Source organism: Hymenobacter sp., assembly GCF_036388155.1.
Classification (GTDB): domain Bacteria; phylum Bacteroidota; class Bacteroidia; order Cytophagales; family Hymenobacteraceae; genus Hymenobacter.
This window is the reverse complement of record NZ_DASVSI010000028.1, coordinates 17,037-35,358: the sequence shown is the minus strand read 5'-3', so window position 1 is coordinate 35,358 and position 18,322 is coordinate 17,037. Positions and strand designations below refer to the sequence as shown.

Here is an 18,322-nt window from a genome sequence, read left to right as displayed (position 1 = left end):
CTAGTTGTCAGCAATTCGATACTGACAACTAGCAACCGACAACCAACAACTAAAAACCACTTATTCGCCGGGCTTGCGTCCGGTTTGCTCAATTTTAATTTCGCCAGCCCCGCCAAACGGCACCGGCAGCTGAATGAGCACCGGCAACGGCCGCCCGCGCCGCATGGCCGGCTGCCAGCCCGTGAGCAAGGGCACCACGCGCAGGGCTTCGGCGTCGCACTCGGGCGAGAGCGACTTGGCCACCACCGGGTTGGTCACCGAGCCGTCGGCGTTCACCGTGGCCGTCACCAGCACCGTGCCGCTGAGTTGCTTGACGCGTGCCGCCTCCGGATATTTTATGTGCTCCAGAAAAAACAGGCCCAGGGCTTGTGCCCCGCCGGGGTACACGGGGGCGCGGTCGGGGCGGTTGGCGGCCGGGTTGGCCTGCACCTGCATCTGACCGGGCTTCAGCACAATGGTCTGTTGGGCGGGAGCGGGTTGCTGCGCCAACGCCGCCGGAGCGGCGGCCAACACGAATAGCAGCGAGAAAATAGTTTTGCTCATAGAGGTCATATACTAGGGTTAAACCGTAGCGGGAACGGCAGGGTTCACGGCGTTGGCCGGCCGTGAGATGGCCAGCAGGCCCAGGTACACCAACGCGCCGTTTAGTAGCAGAATTTCAAAGCCAAACTTGTAGCCGTTGAGCCACTCCACCGAGTTGTCCACGATGAGGTAGGTGAGACCCACCGCCGCCACGCACACGGGCAGCACCAGCCGGTCGCGCAGTTGCCGGCTGGTAAGGATGCCGAACGCAAACAAGCCCAGCAGCGGCCCGTAGGTGTAGCCCGCCGCTTTGTACACGGCATCAATCAGGCTCTGCTTGTTGAGCGCCCGGAAAATGAGGATGATGACGATGAGCACCACCGACCAGCCCAGGTGCGTGAGCTGCCGCAGTTGGGTCTGGCGGGCTTCGCTGTACTTCTGGATGTCGAGAAAATCGACGCAAAAAGACGTGGTCAAGGACGTCAGGGCCGAGTCGGCCGAGGCGTAGGTAACGGCAATGATGCCCAAGATGAAGATGATGCCGGCGGCCAACGAGAACTGCGTAGTGGCCAAAAACGGAAACACTTTATCGGTATCGAGGCCGCCTTTGAGGTTTAAAAGTTGTGGCAGTTGGGTGAGCTGCAGGCCGCGGGCTTCGGCGTATTGGTACATCAGCACGCCCAGCGTCAGGAACAGAATGTTGACGCTGACGATGACCGGGGTGAACCAGAACAGGTTCTTCTGGGCCTCGCCGAGGCTGCGGCAGCTCAGGTTTTTCTGCATCAGGTCCTGGTCGAGGCCCGTCATCACGATGGTGATGAACATGCCCGAGGCAAACTGCTTCCAGAAAAACTTGTCGTCGCGCACGTCCGAGAAGTACACCTGCGACATGGGGCTTTCGCGCACCGAGTCGATGAGCTGCTTGAAGGAGTAGTTCAGCGCATCGGCCATGAAGTAGATGCTCAGGGCCACGCAGCTGAGCATGGCCAGCGTCTGGAAAGTATCGGTCCAGAGAATGGTTTTGAGGCCGCCTTTGAAGGTGTAGAGGTAAATGAACAGGATGCTCACCACCACCGTCACCGCAAACGGCACGCCCATGGCGTCGAACACGGCCAGTTGCAGCACGCCCGCCACCAAATACAGCCGCAGGGCCGAACCCAACGACCGCGAAATCAGAAAGAACAGCGCGCCCGTCTTGTAGCTCCAATAGCCAAACCGCTGGTCCAGATACGAGTAGATGGACACCAGCCGCAGCCGGTAGTACAGCGGCATGAGCACCGTGCCAATTACCACATAACCAGCCACAAACCCCAGGGCCACCGCCAAATAGCTCCAGCTTTTCCCGTACACGTTGCCCGGCACCGAAATGAACGTGACGCCCGACAGCGAAGTGCCAATCATGGCAAAGGCCACCATGTACCACGGCGCGTTGCGGTTGGCAACGAAGAAGCTCTCACTCGTGGCCCCGCGCGAAGTGAGGATGGCAATGACGATGAGAACGGCAAAGTAGCCCGCTACCAGGCTGAGAACTAACGTTGGGGACATTTATTGGGGTGGGAGGGGATGAGGGTAAGAGGGCGTGAGGGGAGAAGTTTGGAAATTGAAGCAGGGACAAAGGTCGTTAGAATAACTCATGCCCCCTCACCCTCATACCCTCTCCCCCTAAAACCTATTCCCAGTCCTGCCAGCGCATCACTTGGCCCACGGCCGGCGCGTGCAGCTCGCCGCGCAGCATGCCGCCGGCCGCCACTTCGGTGAGTTGCCGCAGCGGCTCCGAAGCGGGCTCGTCCGACAAATCGAACGTGCCGTAGTGCATGGGCACCACGTGGCCGGCCCGCAGCACGTTGGCGGCCTTGGCGGCTTCGTGGGGGTTGACGTGGCTTTTGTTCATCATGTAAGCCGGTTTATAGGCCCCAATGGGCATCAGCACGATGTCGACGGGCCCAAACCGGGCTTCGATGGCTTCGAAATGGTCGGCGTAGGCTGTGTCGCCGGCGAAATAGATAAGCTTGTCCTGGGCCCGAATCAGGAAGCTGCCCCAGAGCACCCGGTTCATGTCGGCCAGGCCGCGGCGGTGCCAATGGGCGGCGGGCAGGTAGGTGATTTCAAGAGGAGCTTGCGGGCCTAGGTCGTATTGCTGCCACCAGCCGGCTTCCTGCACCACCAAGCCGGGCGCCATGCCGCGCAGCAACGGCTGCATCCGCAACGACGACAGCACCCGGAGTTGCGGATTTTGACGGGCCAGCAGCTGAATGGATTTTTCGTCCAAATGGTCGCGGTGGCCGTGGCTCAACAGCAGGTAATCAATGCCCACCAAGTCCTCGGGGCGGCAGGGCAGGGCGTGGCGCCGCCGCAGCCCCAGGGAAGAAAATAGCACCGGGTCGAACAGGAGCGTGATGCCCGCAATGCGCAGCACAAACGAGGCATGCCCCAGCCACACCAGCCCGTCCTCCTTGCTCCGCAGAAAATCGGTGCAGTCCACCACAGTCGGGGCCCAGGTGTCGGCTTTTTTCTCCTCTTTCTGCGGGTTGGTGGCCAGCTGCCATTTCAACACGGTGCCAAAGCTGGGCTCAAACAAGTCCTCGCCGTTGGCGAATTCGTTGCCGAACAGCTTGTTGCCGGGATACCCGGGCCGTACCGTGGGCAAAGCTTCGTTGCGGAGGTAAGAAATGCGTTTGGCCATGAGACGGGCGAAATGGAAAATCGGTAGCCAGATAGTACGGCCGCTGCGCTAGGTGCGTCGAATCTCGTCCTTCAAATGCTCAATCAGCTGAACAAACTCCGGCTTGGCCTGGATGCCAGGCTGCCAGGCCAACCCCATTTCGGCCAGATTGTACTGGTTTTTTTTGCCGATAGTGGCCCCGGCAATGCATTCTCCGGCTGCGTCGCGCTCCGGCCCCAGTAGCCAGAGCGTGTCTGAAAGCGCCGTGGTGGTGGCCAAGTCGTGCGATACGATAACCACGGTATTCAATTCATCCAGGGAGGTCACCTCGTGGATAATCTTCTTTACTTCGTCAATCATCGCAATATCGAGACCCGAGAAAGGCTCGTCCAGAATGATGAGGTGCTCGGAACAGAGCAGCTGCTGCGCAATGGCGGCTCGCTGGCGCTGTCCGCCCGAAAGCTGGGCCGGGTACTTCCGCCGGTGCTGCGCCAGGTCGAAGCGGGCGAGCAGGTCCTCGGCCCGGGTCTTGGCTTCGGCCGGAGCGTGTTTGCGGCCAGCGGCCACCAGCAGGTTGTCGAGCAAGGTGCGGTGGTTAAACAGGGGGTAGCGCTGCTGCACGAAGCCGACGTCGCCGGGGCACACGGGCCGCTGGGGCGTGGCCACGTGCACGGTGCCCGCGCTAGGCGGCAGCAGCCCTGCAATGATGCGGCAGAGCACCGATTTGCCGATGCCCGAGCGGCCATAAAATCCCACTACCTGGCCCTGATTGAGGCCCGGCCGCACCACGTTGAGCACGTCAAGGCTGATGTCACGCAGAATTACTTCGCCACCGAACTGCATCGAAATGTTCCGCAGGCTCAGAATTGGTTCTTTGTAGCTATAATCCGTCATTATTTCGCCGTGCTAAGCTCTGAGTGAGGAAAGAAGATGCGCCGCAAGAGCCCGAACACGTAGTCCTGGGCGGCCCCGGCGGCGAGGATGACGAGCTGAATGGCGAGCACGCCATCCAGGTGCAAATACCTGTTTTGCTTGTAGAGCAGCAGGCCGATGCCGCCTTCGGACTGGTAGAGGGTTTCGACCAGCGTAATCAGGGTCCAGACGATGGCGAAGTTCTGGCGCACGACTTCGAGCATGTCATCCAGCTTGCCCAGCACCACCACTTCCCAAAAGCTGCGCCACTCGCCCATGCCCAGGGTGCGGGCGTGGTCCATTTCTTCCTGCGTGGTGGTCAGAATCACGCTCGTCATGCCCGTGACCAGGTACACCGTGGCGCCGAACACGAGCACGGCGAGCTTGACCTGCTGGCCCGAGCTCAGCAACAGGGCCATGAAAAAGGTGAGGCCGGTGAGGGTGAGGTAGCGCATTTTCGAGGCGGCGTAGGCAATGGGCCGGAAGAAGGGCAGCGCCGTGAGGTAGGAGATGCCCAGCGCCAGCACCGTGGCGATAGCCAAAGCGCCCAAGGCCGTCGTGAGACTGGCCCACAACTCCTGAATGAGGCCCTGCGTCGTCACCAATTCTTTAAAAGAGGCGATTACTTCGCCCAGCGTTGGAAAGAGCTGCAAAGGATAAAACAGCCACAGCAGCAGCAACAACAACACCTGACACGCTACCATCGTGAAAAACACTGGGGGCCGCGGCTGGGCATTGGGCACGAATAAGTCTTTCATCATAGCATAGAAGGAGAAATGATAACAAGGACGTATGCTGAGCGGAGCCGAAGCGTATCTACCACATAAGTAACTGATTACTCGTGCGGTGGAAACGCTTCGGCTCCGTTCGACTTACTGGTTTAAAAAATCGGCCCTCTTCCTTAGCTGCCTAGCACGATTTCGACGCGGCGGTTTTTGGCTTTGCCGGCGGGCGTGCTGTTGCTTATCACCGGCTCGGTGGCGCCGTGGGCATATACTTGGATGCGCCCATCGGGGAAGGCGCTGCTGCTTTTGCGCTCCAGCCACTGGCGCACGGCCATGGCGCGGTCTTCCGAAAGCTGTTGGTTCTTCTCGGGGTCGCCCGAATTGTCGGTGTGGCCGTGCACGGCCACTTTCAAACTGCCGGCCACCACAAGGTCGTCAAACAACTGGTTCAACTCCCGCTCGGCGGCGGGGGTAAAGGTGCTCTGGCCGCTGTTGAATTCAATGTTCCAGGCGCGCTTGCTCACGTTGCGACGGATTTCATCGCCCGCGGCAAATTTTTGGGTTTCGGCCGGGGCCACGGTTTTGCCTTTGTAGCGGGCCTGCAGGTTGCGCAACAGTGTCAGGTCCAGCATGTCGTTCAGCGGCACGTAGCTGGGCAGTTCCTTCGGGTAAAGCTTGCTTTGCACGTCACCAAACGCCTTGTAAACCGACGCGTAGATGTTGGTGCCCCCTTCGTTGAGGCCGAACAGATTCAGGTTGTCGCTGAAGTTAAACACCTTGCTGCCGCCCAACTCCACCACGTCGCCGTTGCGGTCGGCTTCGGCCACGCCCTTGTAGTATTTCAGCCAGTAAGCTCCGTTTTTATCCTTGTCGCCGTACACTTCGGCCGAGATGTCGGCGGCGCGGGCCAGGGCTTCGGGGTGCGATTTTACTTGGTCGCCGGCCACGGCGTGGGCCAACATGATGCCTTCAACCTCCTTCTGGTGAGCATCGTACCAACGCTTGGTGGTCACCATGATGTTGGGCATCTGGTTCGAATATTCTTTAGTCGACACAATGCTGACCAGGCCACCTTTTTGCTTGGCGATGTTCACGTCGCCGGGCGTCCAGGTGGCCACGGCGTCGGCTACCACGTCCACCTTCACGCCGGTGTTCTTGCCGTCCACAATCTTGTCGCGGCTCTCGGGCTTGCCGAGAATGTATTTCTCGGCGGCGACCAGGAAGTCGGAAGCGGCCATGAAGTTCACGGCTTCGGGGTCGTAGGTGGTTTCGTCGGGGTTCACTTTCAGGCCGTTGTCGGCGCACCACTTCAGGGCGATGTTCTGGTCGCCGTCGCGCAGGTAGCAGGCAATGGTTTTGCCCAGGGCGGCTTTCGGGTTGTCGAGCCATTCTTTGGGGCCCATCAGCTTGTCTTCACCAAACGATTTGCCCACCGAATAGGGGATGATTTGCAGCTGCGTGCCGGCCTTCTTGAGCTGCTCCTGCACGGCCGAGAAACCGGGCAGGCCGTCGCCCATGATGCTCACTATCAGACCGGGGGTGGCAGGATTAGAAGAGAGGTCGGCCGCATTTTTCACCAGGTCGGCCTGCATCTTGGCCACGTCGTCCTGCCGCACAATCTGCAGGTCAATACCATTCGCAGCCATGGCCGAGCCGGTGGTGCTGCGCGGGCCGCCGTTGGCCAGCATGCCGGCCATTTGGCTGTTCCAGGCCATCACCTCCCACACCACCGGCGTGCCCTTCTCGGCCGGGGCCGTACCAGGAAGAGCCGCCAATGGCACCGCGGTATTTACGCCGTTGCTGCCAGTGGCCGTCGGCAACTCAATGGAGTTGAGCAACACCGATTCGGTGGCGGCTTTTTTGAAAAGTAGGTTGCTAGAAGTGAGCTTGTTGATGCCAAAATACAAGCCTACCAGGATGATGATGGCAATGAGAACTTTACCGCGAGTGGTCATGTGAAGGGTTGAAAACTGTAGTTCTGGTCGATTCCCTTTTCAGGAAGGGCACGTCGGAAGGTGTTAAAATTTATGAGTTGGGCTGAGGGGCTTTAGTCGAGTAGTTTGCCGTAGGCATCGTCCGTGGCCTTGGTGGTCGCGGCCACGTTCATGCGCATCGGTGGCTCGTTGTCCATGATGGCGCTGAACTCGCCCTTCTGGTATTTGTCAAGCAGGCGTTGGCCCTTCTCGCTCATCACGCCGTTCTGGATGTCCATTTCCTTGACGAACTCTTGCGAGTAGCGCATGGCCTGCTTGATTTGGCCGAGCTGCTGGGCCATGTCCTGGGCCACGCGGTCGGTGGCCAGGTCGAAGAAGTACTTCTTGTCGGGGTCGCCGCGCAGGATGTTCATCGCCGCGCGCATGCCCGAGCTGGTGCGCTTCACCAGCTCGTATTCGTCCTTCAAGAGGTTGACCTTGAACTTGCTGCCGTCAATCTGGCGCAGAGCGGCTTTCAGAATCTGGCGCATGACCAACGTCACGTTCGCAGTAGTTGTGGCCATGGGCGTGAGCCGGCGGTTATAGTCCTCCAGCTGCGCGGCCCGGCTGGCATAGCTATCAGCGCTATCCTTCTCGCCCTGACGCAACGCCGAGTCCGCCAAGGACAGGTATTCCTGCATTTGCGTGCGGTTGGCCTCCATCTTGCGCTTCACCAATTGGTTGGCGCCCTCGATGTGGCCCACTTCTTCCTCCATGTTGCGGGCTTCTTTCTCGGTGTTCGAGATGTACGCCTCCATGATGCCGATAGGGTCCGTATTTACAAATAAGCTGGCGGCCGTGCGGAAAATGCGCTGCCCCAGGTACCACAACCCCGCCTGTATGCGCTTGTTGGTGGCCAGTAAAAACAGCACAAACAGCACGCCCAGCCCAATGCCCAGCTTCACGGTGTCAAAGACAATGTCGATGAGGTACGGCAGAATCTGGCCCCAGTAGTACACGCCCATGCCCGCCAGCAAGGCCACAAAAAGCCAGGCGGCTACTTTCTCCGGTTTTTGCCAGGATGGCAGGCCATCGGCCGGCGAGGGCGGACCCAATAAAGGTGTATTCATTGCAGAATGCAGGAAAGAAAATTTACTTGGAGGCGGTGCCGCCAACGTTTAAAAAAGCCGCTGCCGCTTTGTGGTGCGCCTGGAGTTCAGATAGAGCCGCCGAATTGGCCAGCTCGTAGGATGCGAGGGCGGCCTGCGTTTTCTGGCGCTCGTCGGCCAATTGTTGCTGGGTTTGCAGCAACTGCTGCTGCTTGGCTTGGAGCTGGCGGGTGAGGTCGGCCAAGTCGGCGGCCAGTTTCTTTTCCTGGGCCGTGAGTTGCACCACGGTGCTGGCCGCCGCGCCGGGCACGGTGGCTTCGCCCATTTTTTCGCGGTGGCGGGCCAGCACTTTGTCGCGGTCGGTGGCCAAGGCTTGCTCAAACTGCGCCGCCGATGCCAACAGGCCCGGCACGGTGCCGCCATTCACGGCCGAAAAGGCGTTGAAAGCCGTTTGGTAAAGCAATGGGCCCGACATGCCGGCGGCGGCCATGCTCTTCACCATTTTCATGTACGCCCCGAAGTCCTTGCCGTCGCCGGCCAGCAAGCCCGCAATGTGGTCCAGGTGACGCTGCTCGGCTTGGGTCACGGTGGGTGCCGCAAAAGGAGCAGCCGAAACCGCGTGCGCAGCTTGAGCAGGCGCACCGAACGGGGCGGTTGCTGGGGCGCTTTGCGCGGCTGCGCCGTCTTCGGGCTCAATGAAAAAGTCTTTCGCCGCGTTAGTGAGCTTATCGAAAATTTCCATGGAAAGGTAGGAGTGGGAAATAAGAAACTATTTAGAAAATGTCAGAATCACAGCCAGTATACAGTCCATAAATGCTTGGATAAAAAGCACCTTCATTGGTCCAAAGGTAAAGATATATGGCAATTGGGCTGCTTAGCTTTAAGCCCGACAAAAAAGCCCCGGCCAACCAGCGCGCAGAGTGCGGCGCCAGTCTCCGGGGCTCCTGTGGTTAAATGACTATTAATTCGAGGCCTGACTGGCCAGCCACGCCTCGCGCACCGTTTTCTGGTTGTTGGAGTACACCATTTTCTCCACCGATTCCACGGGCTTCACCTGCACGTTGGGGTCTTCGGCCAGGATGAGCTGCGTGGTGCGCTCCACGCCGCCCCGGGTTTTTACCTTCACAAACACCACGTCGCTGGGCGAGTGCTTGTGCATCACGCCGTCAAGGTCGGCCGCGCTTTTCAGTTCCTTGCCGTCGAGCACCATGAGCTGGTCGCCCCGGTCGATGCCGGCCTTGTACAGGCCCGAGCCAATCTGCGTGTTGTAGGCCACAATGCACCGGCCTTCCTCGTCGAACTCCACCTGGCGGGGCAGGGCCGCGCCCAGCGCGCGGGTGGGCACCACGGCCAGCCCCGCCAGCAGCAGCGACTCGTTGAAACGCGGCTGCTCGCGGCCGTACACGTACTGCCGGAAAAATCGGTTGGCAAACACCGTGTCCTTGCTCACTTCGCCCAGCACGCGCTGCAGGTCGCGCACGGTGTAGGGGTTGGCGGGCGCGTAGCCTTCCTGCTTTTTGCCGTATTGCTGCCACACGGCTTGCATGTATTTGTCGAGGGTGGTGCGGTGGTGCTGGCGCAGCTGCAGGTCGAGCACCAGCGCAATGCCCGCGCCCTGGTCGTAGTACGACAAGCTGGTATTCACCGTATTCATGGGCGCGCTGCTGGCGGCTCCGTCAATGAAAGCGGCCTGGCGGCTCATGTCAATGGCTGAGGCGTAGCGGGCGCCGGGGCTGTTTTGCCGCAGGTTCACCCACTTGCTGATGTCTTCAAAAAACTCCTCGTCCTCAATCAGCTTGGCCCGGCGCAGCGCCAGCCGCCCGTAGTACTGCGTAAAGCCCTCGGCGAACCACAGCGCGTCGCTCATGTTCACGCGCTGAAAATCGAACGGCTCCAAATCGCGGGGGCGCATGCGTTCCACGTTCCACGCGTGGAAAAACTCGTGCGACACCGTGCCCAGGTTTTTGGTGCCATCCTCGTCGCGCAACGCAAACGGGCTGGTCAGCGACGTCGAGTTGCGGTGCTCCATGCCGTCTTTGGTGGCCTGCGATAAGTAGTCGGCAATGAAGGTGTAGCGCGCAAAGTCAAAAACGGGCAACTCGCCGAATACGGCCTTTTGTTCTTTTATCACCCGCTGTACTTTCTTGGCGAAGGCGTCAATTTCCGCCGTGGTGCCTTGGTAGAGCATGGCCAACTCAATGGTCTGGTCGCCTTCGGGCCAGGTGCGCACTTGCTGGGCACCCAGCGACACCGGGCTGTCCATCAAATACTGCATGTTTGGCGCCGTGAAGGTGCTTTTGTCGGCGCCCGGGCGCAGCTGCGTGGCCACTTTCCAGGTGGCGGGCAGGTCAAACTTTACCTCGGCGGCGCGGCCTTCCAGCCCGGTGGCGTAGCACAGCGCAGCGGGCAGGTTGAGGTGGGCGTGCTGCTGGTCGATGCCCACGTAGGTGCCGTCGGTGCGGTCGCCGTAGAGGGTGTAGCTGAAAATGACCGTGCCGTCGGTGCCCGGCGTCACATCCCAGCCATAGGGGTCGGGCCGGTTAAGGGCCAACGGGTGGTTGCCGCCGTCGGTGGCCACCACGTAGTACACGTTTTTCGAAAAATCGTGCAGGGAGTAGCGCCCCGGCGAGCTACGGGCCATGCGCACGTGCAGCGGCCCGCTCGGCAAGCCCGAAAAGGTGGCCGTCACGCGGGCCTCGTGGTGCACCGCGTTGGGAAAAGACAGCGCGTAGCGTACTGCTGGCCCTGTGTCGGGGGTGGCCTGCGCTACGGCCTTGGGTGGTACTACGGCGGCGGGCGGCGTTGCGGTGGGCGTAGGCTGCACTGCAGTGGTAGGCTGGGGTACGGCTTTGGGCGGCACCACGGCCTTGGGTGGCACTACAGCTTTCGGCTGGGCCACGGCTTTGGGCTGGACTGCGGGTTTGGGTGGCGCAACTGGTTTGGGCTGTACCACGGCCTTAGCGGGCACTACGGGCTTGTTGGGTTGCGCTACAGCTTTCGGCTGGACCACGGGTTTCTGCTGCGCTACGGCCTCAAATCCTCCAAGCGTCAGTGCCAATACGATAGTAGAGGTAGCAATGTGCTTCATCGATAGAAATAATAGGAAAACAAGTAATGCTGAAGCGTAACCTAACGACGCGACCACGTAAAGTTGCGGAAAATTTACAATAAAATGAGTGCCTGCGCACAATAAATCTACGTTAATAGGGGTAAAATTATGTTTTAACGAAGTGAGAATCTGTTATTAAATATCCATGGTGGCTAAATTCTCTTCTCGTTAAAAATTACCGCCTCCACTGCCCCTGCAAAAAAAGTTGAACTGCTGACCGGCCTGAGTCCCAAGCCTCCCAAAGCCCTGCGAAAATCGACAAGTGCGTCCGCCCGTAGCCCCGTCGTGAGCCGAAAAAATCGATACATGGCCCGAAGCAAGAGCCGGCGCCAGCCACGGCTCGCCGGCCGGAAATCGGCCAGCAACCACGGCGCTTCCGGCCGTTGAGCGGCCCGCAGCTGCGCCAACGCCGTATCCATTTCGGTGGTGGCAATGCAGTCGAGCACGAAAAAAGTCACCAACACATCGAACCGCTCAGCCGGGCCAAGGGCCGCCTGCGTGCCGTGCCGGAACTCCACTTGGGAAGCTGCTTGGGGCAATTGCCGAGCAAGCCGGGTTTGCGCCCGGCCCAACATTTTGGGCGAGGCTTCGAGGTACAGCACGGTGGCGTTGGGCCTTCGCCTCAGCACTTCGGTGAGCACCCAGCCCGTGCCTCCGCCCAGGATGAGGACGTGGGGCGCCCCAGGCGGCAGCCCTGCCAGCGCCGCCCGTTGGGCCTTTTGCAGCGCTTTGCCGAAAACCAAGCGGGTCAGGGCGTCATAACACCAGGCCACGCGGTCGAAGCCCGTCAGTGAAGCAGCGCCGGGCGGCAACTTAGAAAGACCGCCTGAAGATTGAGTCATCAAAAAACGAGTGACTGGTGGAAAAAATGCCCGGACAACTGGCTGAGAAACAAGTGCCGGTATCGTTTCCAGCAAGGAAAGAGCGAAAATGTTGCCTCAAATGTTGCGCCGCTGCAAGTTGGGGCTGTATCTTTGCACCATCAACGGGCCGCACTCCCTAACGGGTTGAGCGGCTTTTTGGCCACTGCTGCGCTTGTGGCGAAATTGGTAGACGCGCTGTCTTCAGGCGGCAGTTCCGCAAGGTGTGGGAGTTCGAGTCTCCCCGAGCGCACGTTTCTAGAAGGCCAACCCATCCCGGGTTGGCCTTTTTTCGTTTAGCGCAACAACGGCTCGTGCGCAGTGCTGGCGCACCCACCCCGGCCGAGTGCTTGCCAATGACCAAACCGCCCTCTCGTTTTGCCGCCCTGGCCGGCTTGCTCACTTTGGAAGTAGTAGGTGCCGTGGTGGCTTTTGTGATGGCTTTTTCAGCCTTCTTTTACCTGGCCCGGGAGGTGTTTGGCCAGCCCACCGTATTGCTCGACCAGCAAGCCTTTGCGGTTGCCGACCGGTGGCGCGCGGCTTTTCCCATGCTCACGGGCATTGTGCAGGCCATTACGTTTTTTGGGTCCATCAAATTTTTCTTTCCCGCCAGCCTCATCGCGCCTTGGTGGATGCGCCGGTATGGGTACGGCCGGCAGGCGCTGACGCTCCTCATCGCCATGGGAGGCGGCTGGGCCCTCAACGAGCTGCTCAAAGCGTGGTTTCACCGGCCCCGGCCCACTTCGGCGCTGCTGTTTCAAATGGGCCTGAGCTTCCCCAGTGGCCACGCCATGATGAGCATTGCCTTCTACGGCTGCTTGGCGTGGCTTGTGGGCCGGGAGTACGGCCGCTGGGGCTGGAGCGCCGTGCTCATGCTGTGGGCGCTGCTCATCGGGCTTACGCGCGTGTACCTGCACGTGCATTACTTCACCGACGTGCTGGCTGGCTTTGCCGGCGGCGTGGGGTGGTTGCTGCTGTTGCGGGCCGGCCTCAAAATCTTTCTCAAAGAAGAGCAAGAAATGGAAGAAGAGGGGGGCGGGCCCACATGAAAATAACGCTTCCGACTGCCGTGTCGAGGAATTACAACCGCACGCGCACCCGTAAAGCCAGCAAGCCTTTCACGCCTTGCAGCTCTTCCAACTCCAGCTCTTCCACGCCCGGTTCGAGCAGGCCGCGGTCCTGCAGGTAGTCGATGTACTCGAGGTACTCTACCGACTCGCGGGTTTGGGCGTACACCAGCGCAATGGTGCCGGGTTGGGTCAGGCGCTCGCCGGTGCCCACCACCGTGGCCTTGTCAATCCGCTTCTTGATGATTTCGTAGCGGATGTTGTAGGCGCCGTCCACGTCAAATTGCCGCTCGTCCTGCCGGAACCGGATGCTGAGCGACTGCCCGTGAATGAGGATGAGCTGGGTGGTGTCGAGTGGCACCGGCAGCGTTTCCTTGAGGGCGGCCGTGCGGCGCGTCACCTCCACCATGGTCAGCAACTGCCACAAGCGCAGGTTCTTAAGGAAGACCAAGTCAAACGGCTTGTTCTCGACCAGCGAGCCGCCCACGTAGATGTTGTATTCCACGCCGTCGGTTTTGTAGCGCTGAAAGTAGTGTGGAAACATCATCTGGGCCTTCTCTTCCTCCTCGTCCAGGTAGTCGCTCACGGCGTCGTTCAGCGTCGTCACGCTCACTTCGAAGTCCTGGCGCCGCTTGTAGAGGATGCCCAGCTTGGGGTCGATGTTGCTCCAGTACTTGGTGATGATGGGGCGCAGCTCGGGCGTGTGGGTGGCCAGGTATTCAAACAAGGGCTCCACCTCGCGCTTCAGCGAATCGTAAATGTTGGCCTCGTCGCCCGAGAGCATGCCCTCGTGCAGGCGCTTCAGGTTTTTGGAGACATAGAATTTCAGCTCGTCCAGAATGGGCAGCTGCTGGCATTCCGACGCTTTTTTCAGCACCTTGTTGGCCAGGGTGAGGTGTTCGATGAGGTCGCCCTGGATGGCTTCGTTGCGTGCCGTGCTGCTGCCCCGAATGTCGCAGGAACCGTGCAGCGGGTACACGTCTTCGAAAACAATGGGCTCCATCTCGGCCGTGCGGTTGCCGGCGTCCAGCCGGGTCAGCAGGTTGCGGGCCGCGTCCATAAACCGCCACTCCATGGTGGGGTGAATGGCCGTAAATTTCTCCCGGATAATGGCTTGCACCCGGTTTTGCAGGTCTTCGGCGTTACGCTTTACGGCCACGGCAAACAGCGGCACAAACTGCGCCACCTTGTCCATGTCGAACTCGTCGAGCGCCCCCACCGTGGGCGTGCCCAATTCGAGCAGTCCCACCGTGTCGTTGCCGTACGGCAGCAGCGCCAAAATGGCCGAATGAATGCCCAAGCTAAGGATTTGCTCGCGCAGGTCCTCCGGGATGTCGGCCGTGGCCACGTCTTTCAGCACCAGCGGTTCCCGCTCGCGCAACAGCCGTTCGTAAATCTGGCGGAAGCTGCTGTTGGCCAACTGATGCTGTACCTGTTTGGTAAGAAAGCTGTGGTTGATTTCGCGGCCAAAGTCCACGAAAGCGCGCTTCTTCTCGTCGTAGGCCGCTATGCCCAGCTGCAGGGCGGGCTGGGCAAACAGCACCCGCAGCTTCTCTTGAATCTGCTCAAAGCGCGCGGGGGTTTGCAGCACATCCCGCTCCAGCAGGTCGTACTTCAGCTCCGATAAAATCTCCTGGTCGGTGATGTCGACCAACTGAATCAGGTTAAAGCCTTCCAACTCGAAGTACTCGGGCGGCAACAGCGAGCGCCACAATTCCGGGCGGTGGCGGTTGTGCACCAGCGTGTCCATCTGCTCCGGGCTCAGCTCGGGCGCGGTGCCCACCACTTTCACCGTCACAAAATCGGAGTTGAAATCTACTCCGTAGTGGCGGTAGAGCCCTATCTGATAGTCGGGTACGGTGAACACGATGGTGCCCAGCGGCGGCAGCTCCGCCCCGTACACCCTGTTCAGGATGAGGTGGTACGCCATGAGCCCCAACTGCCGCTCCATGGCCTGCATGTCGATGTTCAGCGGCTGCTTGATGGTGCGGTCCTTGTTGAGCATCACCTCCTCAAAGTGGCGCGTCCAGTAGAAGCTCCGCCGCTGAAACGGCCCCACCACGCCGCTGATGTCGGTGGCAAACGAAGCGGGCGGAAACACGGCCAGCATCAGGGTTTCGACCAAGTCGCAGTTGCACTCCAGCACCGACAAGTCGGTGAGCGGCCCGCGGCACCAGGTGGCCTCGGCCACTTGCTCGCCAATGGCGCGCGCCAGAAGGGCCACGCCAGCATTTTTAGCATTTTCGCGCTCCTTCCAATAGGCAATGAGCGGCTCCAAGCTGAGCGTGGAGCGAAAAGGAAAAGCAGAGGGCGCGGCAGGGCGCGGTGTGGCGGGAGCCACCGGCGCTACCGGCGAGAGAGGTTCAGCAGGCATAGGGACGAGAAACACGGATTTCCGGCCAATCGTTGCAGCACGGCAGGCACTATACGCAAGACGCCCCAGGCAGGGGCGTGCTTGAATTTACGGTTTGGTTATTTCAACGACGTCGCCCGGTTGCAGTTCCCGCACCACGGGGTTTCCGTTGGTGTAAATGGCTTTGCGGGTGTTGGTGTAGCAGGTGCAGCAGCCGTCACCATCCAAAGTACCGCTCAGCTCCACTCTGTCAATCACCAAAACAGTGGTAGGAGTGCCTTTTACGGGAGGGTTCTTACGGTAGCTCACCACGTACCGGTACGAATTGAGCTTGGTGTTGGGCTTCTGAGCAAAAGGCGCGTTGTTGTTCAGCACCAGCGTAACCAGCGTGTCATTGGCTTGGGCTGGAGTGCGGTAGAGCACGACCGTTTCCGGCTTGACTTTAGGGTCGTAGGGCAGGGGTGACCTTTCGATTGTGATGGTGTCTAAATCCGCTGGCCTGAAAGTGTTTACAGCAACAGTCGTGTCCGCCGAATACCGAAACCGAAACCGAACAGTGTCGGCGTCGGCGTCATTGCATTCGCAGACATCGTTGGCGCAGCACCCGCTCAGCAGGGCCGTGCTCAGGCAAACAATAGCAGAAAACCGGAAGGGAAAGGACGTGGCCATGGTTGCCCAAAGGTAAGGCCCGCAGCGCCTCTTGCCCACGCCAAGGGGAAGAAGCACTGCGGGCCCGAAGCCAGCTAAAAAATCAGCGAAACAAAAGCCTAGCGGCTGCCCGTCACGGTGGAAGACGATGGCAGCGTGGGATTTTCAACGGTGCCTCCGGCGAGCAGCAGCGGACGCAAGCGCGCCGTGGCGGTGTCCAATTGCGGGCGAATTTGGGCCATGGCGCCGCGCAGGGCAATGACGTCGGCCAGGCGAGGAGCCGTGGTTTGCGAATAGCCGTGGTACATGGCCACCTTCACTTCCGAGTTGCCGGTGCCCGAGTACGAGCCCAGCAGGTTGCCGGCGGCGTCGCTTACCTGTACTTCGGCCTGCAAGGTGGTTTTGTACCACTCCAGGGGGATGCCCATCACCGCTGGCACCATGAAGGTGAGCACTTGAAAGCCCTGCACTGCACGACCCGTGCGCACGGTGCGCACCTTTTTTACCACCAGTTTGGCGTAGCCGTAGGTGGCGCTGTCGGTGGGCTCGGTTAGGTTAATCCGGCATTCTTGTTGAAACAACTTCAGCGGGTCCTCGGGCAAAGCGCCGTCGTTCATGGCGAGGGGGCCTTGGTCAGCCAGGACTTCCAGGGCCGGCAGGCGCTTGGACAGGGTGGCCGTGGGAGTACTTCTCATCTGATTTTTTACCGACACACAAGCCGGCGCCATCAACAGAGCGGGCGCAAAAACCAGCAGGGCGAGTTGACGAGTTAGTTTCATAGGAGGAAGATAAAAAGGAATGCCGGAAAAGAAAAGTATAAAATTGAAAAAATACCTAATGTCGAGTTAGTATGACTTCAACCAGGGTAGCGAGAGCTAAATTAGCGGTTTGAGCCGAGAAGCCGGGCATTTCTCGGCGAGCGGAGGGAAATAACCTGTGATTGGCATAATACCGGCCGACCAGTTTTCGTTCAATTTCTACTGTTACCGTTGTGCTATTCTACCACTGCTGGGTCGGGGCCGCGGTAGTCGTCCACGAACTCTCCTTCCCAGCGCGCCACCACGGCCGAGGCCAGGCAATTGCCCAGCACGTTTACGGCCGTACGGGCCATGTCCATCAGCGCATCAATGCCCAGAATGATGAACACGGGCCACGCGGGCAGGTTGAAAGAAGCCACCGTGGCCAGCAGAATAACCAGCGAGGCCCGGGGCACCCCGGCCACGCCCTTGCTCGTGAGCATGAGGGTAAACACCATCAGCAGTTGCTGGCTGAAGGTGAACGGCACGCCCGCCGCCTGGGCCACAAATACCGCCGCCAAGGACAGGTACAGCGTGGTGCCGTCCAGGTTGAAGGAGTAGCCCGTTGGCATGACGAAGGCCACGATGCGCCGCGGCACGCCAATGGCCTCCATGGCTTCCATGGCTCGGGGCAAGGCTGCCTCGCTGGACGTGGTGGCGAAGGCAATGCTCACCGGCTCGGCCACCGCGCCGATGAAACGGCGCAGCGGAATGCGCGCCAGCAGCGCCACCGGCAGCAGCACGAGCAGGATAAACGCAATGAGGGCGCCGTAGAGCGTGAGCAGGAGCTGGAACGCATTCAGCAACGGCGCAAAGCCCATTTTGCCCACCGTGTAGGCCAGGGCGCCGCCCACGCCCAGCGGCGCGAAGTACATCACCACGTTGGTGAATTTAAACATGACCTCCGACAAGCTCTCGCAGACTTCCAGCATCACGCGGCGGGGGCGTTCGGGCGTGAGGGCCAGGCCGATGGCAAACAGAATGGCGAAGATGACCACCTGCAGCACCTGGCCTTCGGCCACCGATTTGGCAATGTTTTCAGGGAAAATGTGCAGGATGATGTCGGCCGCGGTTTGGGTGGGCGCCGCGGCCAGGGTTTCTTCCTTCACTCCGGCTTGGCTGATGCCCACGCCGGCTTTGGTGAGGTTGATGGCCGCCAAGCCAATGAATAAGGCAAACGTGGTGACGATTTCGAAGTACACCAGGGCTTTCACGCCCATGCGGCCCACTTGCTTGAGGTCGGCGTGGCCGGCAATGCCCACCACCAGCGTGGCGAAAACCAGCGGCGCAATGATGGTCTTTACCAGCCGCAGAAACGCGTCGCTGAGCACTTTGAGGCTCATGGCAACGCCGGGCGCGTCGTGGCCCAACTCGATGCCGGCCAACATGCTGAACACAATCCAGAGGGTGAGCGAGCGGCGGGGTGCAACGGCGGCGGCCACGGCCAGCAGCGCCAGCCAACGAGCGGCCACCGGCACGGCGGCCGGCAGGGCCACCAGGTCTCTGGCAGCCAGCACCGTGAGGATGGCCGCAATGAGCAAGAAAAAGAAAGCAACGAGGGGTAAACGGGATTTCGTCATGCAAGTAATAACGGCCGGGAGTCGGGAATGAGGGCATAAAGAACGGCATTATCCAGCCAGCAAGC

The 18,322-nt window shown here is 60.2% G+C and carries 15 protein-coding genes and 1 tRNA gene; 2 read left to right on the top strand and 14 right to left on the bottom strand.

Annotation, left to right across the window (positions count from 1 at the left end; all coding sequences use genetic code 11):
* Positions 1-60: 60 nt before the first annotated feature.
* The 10 genes from VF629_RS04315 to VF629_RS04270 form a co-directional block, all read right to left on the bottom strand.
* A complete protein-coding gene (locus VF629_RS04315) occupies positions 61-543 on the bottom strand; it encodes an energy transducer TonB (protein ID WP_331057223.1) in 483 nt (160 codons plus the stop codon).
* Between the two features lie 18 nt (positions 544-561).
* Positions 562-2,067 (bottom strand): sodium:solute symporter, encoded by a 1,506-nt coding sequence (locus VF629_RS04310; protein WP_331057222.1) that lies wholly within the window; start codon positions 2,065-2,067, stop codon positions 562-564.
* Between the two features lie 124 nt (positions 2,068-2,191).
* A complete protein-coding gene (locus VF629_RS04305) occupies positions 2,192-3,205 on the bottom strand; it encodes an MBL fold metallo-hydrolase (protein WP_331057221.1) in 1,014 nt (337 codons plus the stop codon).
* 48 nt (positions 3,206-3,253) lie between these two features.
* Positions 3,254-4,078, bottom strand: a complete 825-nt coding sequence (locus tag VF629_RS04300; protein ID WP_331057220.1) for an ATP-binding cassette domain-containing protein — start codon at positions 4,076-4,078, stop codon at positions 3,254-3,256.
* Positions 4,078-4,857, bottom strand: a complete 780-nt coding sequence (locus VF629_RS04295; protein ID WP_331057219.1) for a hypothetical protein — start codon at positions 4,855-4,857, stop codon at positions 4,078-4,080. The genes VF629_RS04300 and VF629_RS04295 overlap by 1 nt, the downstream gene beginning before the upstream one ends.
* A 140-nt stretch (positions 4,858-4,997) precedes the next feature.
* Complete coding sequence (locus tag VF629_RS04290; protein ID WP_331057218.1) at positions 4,998-6,776, bottom strand: OmpA family protein; 1,779 nt, start codon at positions 6,774-6,776, stop codon at positions 4,998-5,000.
* 92 nt (positions 6,777-6,868) lie between these two features.
* The gene (locus tag VF629_RS04285; RefSeq protein WP_331057217.1) at positions 6,869-7,864 is read right to left on the bottom strand and encodes a hypothetical protein; all 996 of its coding nucleotides are present in this window, start codon (positions 7,862-7,864) and stop codon (positions 6,869-6,871) included.
* Positions 7,865-7,886: 22 nt separating this feature from the next.
* Entirely contained in the window at positions 7,887-8,585 is a 699-nt protein-coding gene (locus VF629_RS04280; protein ID WP_331057216.1) for a hypothetical protein, read from the bottom strand.
* A gap of 219 nt (positions 8,586-8,804) precedes the next feature.
* Entirely contained in the window at positions 8,805-10,931 is a 2,127-nt protein-coding gene (locus tag VF629_RS04275) for a M61 family peptidase (RefSeq protein ID WP_331057215.1), read from the bottom strand.
* A 173-nt stretch (positions 10,932-11,104) separates the two neighbouring features.
* Positions 11,105-11,794 (bottom strand): class I SAM-dependent methyltransferase, encoded by a 690-nt coding sequence (locus tag VF629_RS04270; RefSeq protein ID WP_331057214.1) that lies wholly within the window; start codon positions 11,792-11,794, stop codon positions 11,105-11,107.
* A gap of 189 nt (positions 11,795-11,983) precedes the next feature.
* Between VF629_RS04270 and VF629_RS04265 the strand changes: the two genes are divergently transcribed.
* Together VF629_RS04265 and VF629_RS04260 are read left to right on the top strand one after the other, a co-directional pair.
* Positions 11,984-12,065, top strand: a tRNA-Leu gene (locus VF629_RS04265).
* A gap of 103 nt (positions 12,066-12,168) precedes the next feature.
* Complete coding sequence (locus VF629_RS04260) at positions 12,169-12,861, top strand: phosphatase PAP2 family protein (protein WP_331057213.1); 693 nt, start codon at positions 12,169-12,171, stop codon at positions 12,859-12,861.
* Positions 12,862-12,892: 31 nt separating this feature from the next.
* Here VF629_RS04260 and VF629_RS04255 read toward each other — a convergent pair whose 3' ends face one another.
* From VF629_RS04255 to VF629_RS04240, 4 genes are all read right to left on the bottom strand, one after another.
* Positions 12,893-15,253, bottom strand: coding sequence for a GAF domain-containing protein (locus VF629_RS04255; protein WP_331057212.1), 2,361 nt, complete (start codon positions 15,251-15,253; stop codon positions 12,893-12,895).
* 87 nt (positions 15,254-15,340) lie between these two features.
* The gene (locus VF629_RS04250; protein ID WP_331057211.1) at positions 15,341-15,901 is read right to left on the bottom strand and encodes a hypothetical protein; all 561 of its coding nucleotides are present in this window, start codon (positions 15,899-15,901) and stop codon (positions 15,341-15,343) included.
* Between the two features lie 98 nt (positions 15,902-15,999).
* On the bottom strand, positions 16,000-16,659 hold the full coding sequence (locus VF629_RS04245; protein WP_331057210.1) for a hypothetical protein: 660 nt from the start codon (positions 16,657-16,659) through the stop codon (positions 16,000-16,002).
* Positions 16,660-16,874: 215 nt separating this feature from the next.
* Positions 16,875-18,257: a dicarboxylate/amino acid:cation symporter gene (locus VF629_RS04240; RefSeq protein ID WP_331057209.1), complete on the bottom strand. Its 1,383-nt coding sequence runs from the start codon at positions 18,255-18,257 to the stop codon at positions 16,875-16,877.
* Between the last annotated feature and the right edge of the window lie 65 nt (positions 18,258-18,322).